The organism is Kribbella sp. NPDC050281 (genome assembly GCF_040655855.1).
GTDB lineage: Bacteria > Actinomycetota > Actinomycetes > Propionibacteriales > Kribbellaceae > Kribbella.
Map to the genome: position 1 here is coordinate 1 of NZ_JBFAKS010000095.1, position 2994 is coordinate 2994.

The window sequence follows — 2994 nt, forward strand, 5'->3', positions numbered from 1 at the left end:
GCGCTCGACGAAGACCTCTGAGCGTTGCCCATCGCTTGAGTGGCCAACAATCGCTCACCGGCATGTCCGATGAGCACCACACACCGGCCCCCACACCTGCACCGCACCACCCACCCCTCGCTCCTGTCCCCCAGATCTCGCAAAGGATGAGGTAAAGATGTCGAAGACCCGAGTCGTGATCACCGGGCTCGGAGCCACCACGCCGCTCGCCGGCGACGTGTCCGGTACCTGGGAAGGCCTGCTGGCCGGTCGCTCCGGCGCGCGCCGGCTCACCGACGAGTGGGTGCAGAACCTCGCGGTCCAGATCGCGGCCCCGGCCGCGGTCGAGCCCACCGAGGTGATCGAGCGGGTGAAGGCCCGCCGCCTGGACCGGAACGCACAGCTGGCCGTGGTGGCCGCCCGTGAGGCGTGGGCCGACGCCGGCCTGGAGGACTCCGGGCTGGACAAGGAGCGGCTCGGGGTCGCGGTCGCGTCCGGCATCGGTGGCCTGCACACCACCCTGTCCAACTACGACGCCCTGAAGACCAACCCGCGCCGGGTGTCGCCGCTGGCGATCCCGATGCTGATGCCGAACTCGTCCGCGGCGTACGTGAGCCTGGAGTTCGGCGCCAAGGCCGGCGTCCACACGCCAGTCTCGGCCTGTGCCTCCGGCAACGAAGCGATCGCGCTCGGCCTGGACCAGATCCGGCTGGGCCGCGCGGACGTCGTACTGGCCGGTGGGACCGAGGGCGCGATCATGGCCCTGCCGCTGGCGGCGTTCGGGCAGATGATGGCGTTGAGCAAGCGCAACGACGAGCCGGAGCGGGCCTCGCGGCCGTGGGACGTGGACCGCGACGGATTCCTGCTCGGCGAGGGCGCCGGGGTCCTGGTGCTGGAGTCGTACGAGCACGCCAAGGCGCGCGGCGCCAAGATTTACGCCGAGCTGGCCGGCGCGGGCATCTCCGCCGACGGCCACGACATCGCGCAGCCCGACCCGACCGGGTCCGGTGCGCGGCGGGCGATGGAGCGGGCGCTGGTCGAGGGCGACCTGACCCCGGCCGACATCTTCCACATCAACGCGCACGCCACCTCGACCCCACAGGGCGACATCGCGGAGTCGCTGGCGATCCGGTTGGCGCTCGGCAACGACGCCGACCACGCGGTGGCGACCGCGCCGAAGTCGATGATCGGTCACCTGCTCGGCGCGGCCGGTGCGGTCGAGTCGATCGCGACCGTGCTCGCGCTGCACCACCGCCTGGTGCCGCCGACCATCAACGTGGACAAGCTCGACGACCAGATCGAGCTGGACGTCGCGACGGAACAGCGCAAGCTGGCCGACGGGGACCTCGCGGCGCTGAACAACTCATTCGGCTTCGGCGGTCACAACGCCGCCATTGCCTTCAAGACGGTGTAGCCCAGCCGCCAGTCGCCCGGCGAACGGTACGCCGTACGCCGGGCGACGCCGCAGTTTCCTTCTCACCCCGGAGGACCTATGACCACCGCCCCCGTAGTACCCAAGCCCGTCAAGCTGCCCCGCGAGCAGGACCCACGCAATCCGGTCACCCGACTGACCGCCCTGCTCGACCCCGGCAGCCTGGCGCTGATCACCCCGGACAACCTGTCCGGGATGGTCGCGGCGCGTGGGACCGTCGAGGGCGCACCCGTGATCGCCTTCTGCTCCGACGCCACCGTGATGGGTGGCGCGATGGGCGACGAGGGCTGTGACGTCGTGGTCCGGGCGTACGAGGTCGCCCGGCAGGAGCAGGTGCCGATCATCGGCCTGTGGCACTCCGGCGGCGCCCGACTGGCCGAAGGCGTGCTCAGCCTGCATGCGGTCGGGAAGATCTTCTACGCGATGACACAGGCGTCGGGGAAGATCCCGCAGATCTCCGTCGTCCTCGGTCCGGCCGCGGGCGGAGCGGCGTACGGGCCGGCGCTGACAGACATCGTCATCCTCGGGCCGGAGGGCCGGATCTTCGTGACCGGTCCGGACGTGGTCCGTTCCGTCACCGGCGAGGACGTGGACATGCTCCGCCTCGGCGGGCCCGAGCCGCACGGCCGCCGGTCCGGCGTCGTCCACATCACCACCGACTCTGAGGCCGCGGCGATCGAGCGAGCCCGCCGGGTCACCGACCTGCTCGCGAACCAGGGAACGGTGGCGCCCAGCGTTCCCGACACCGACCTGTCCGGGCTGCTGCCGGAGTCGGCCAAGCGCGCGTACGACGTCCATCCGCTGGTTGGAGGGGTGCTCGACGAGGACTCCTCGGTCGAACTGCACCAGCGCTGGGCACCGAACATCGTCACCACGCTGGGCCGACTCGGCGGTCGCACCGTCGGCGTGATCGCGAACAACCCGCTCCGGCTGGGTGGTTGCCTCGACGCGCTATCGGCGGAGAAGGCGGCCCGGTTCGTCCGGATGTGCGACGCGTTCGGCGTACCGCTGGTCGTTCTGGTCGACGTGCCCGGGTACCTGCCCGGTGTCGGCCAGGAGTGGGACGGCGTCGTACGGCGTGGTGCGAAGCTCCTGCACGCGTTTGCAGAGGCCGTCGTACCGCGGGTGACGCTGGTGACCCGGAAGACGTACGGCGGTGCCTACATCGCGATGAACGCGCGATCTCTGGGCGCCACGCGCGTGTTCGCCTGGCCGCGCGCGGAGGTGGCCGTGATGGGCGCGGTCGCCGCGATCCGGGTGCTGCACCGGCGCAAGCTCGCCGAGGTCGACCCCGAACTGCGCCCGCAGGTCGAGGCCGAACTCGCCGCCGAACACGAGAAGCTGGCCGGAGGCATCGACCGCGCCCGCGAGATCGGCGTCGTCGACGAGGTCGTCGACCCCGCCAAGACCCGCACCGCCCTGGCCACCGCGATCGCCGATGCCGAAGCCACCGGCCGCACTCGTGGTGCCCACGGCAACATCCCGCTGTATCCGAGCTCACCATCGTCCACGTGCCGCGCGCGCCTCAGGACTTCCCGCCTCCCGGCGTCTGGATCGACCCCGAGGACACCCCGTGGTACCAC

1 protein-coding gene and 1 pseudogene are annotated in these 2994 nt (G+C 71.3%); both read left to right on the forward strand.

What is annotated here, in order from left to right; all coding sequences use genetic code 11:
- Window positions 1-157 precede the first annotated feature (157 nt).
- Window positions 158-1393 carry a beta-ketoacyl-ACP synthase II gene (gene fabF, locus AB0I34_RS44020; RefSeq protein WP_360458680.1) on the forward strand — a complete coding sequence of 412 codons (1236 nt, stop codon included), beginning with the start codon at window positions 158-160 and terminating at the stop codon, window positions 1391-1393.
- A 78-nt stretch (window positions 1394-1471) separates the two neighbouring features.
- A pseudogene (locus tag AB0I34_RS44025) lies at window positions 1472-2899 on the forward strand (carboxyl transferase domain-containing protein); the annotation flags it as partial.
- Window positions 2900-2994: the final 95 nt, after the last annotated feature.

Coding starts and splice junctions, on each gene's coding strand:
- fabF (WP_360458680.1), top strand. CDS start 158: ATGTCGAAGACCCGAGTCGTGATCACCGGGCTCGGAGCCACCACGCCG.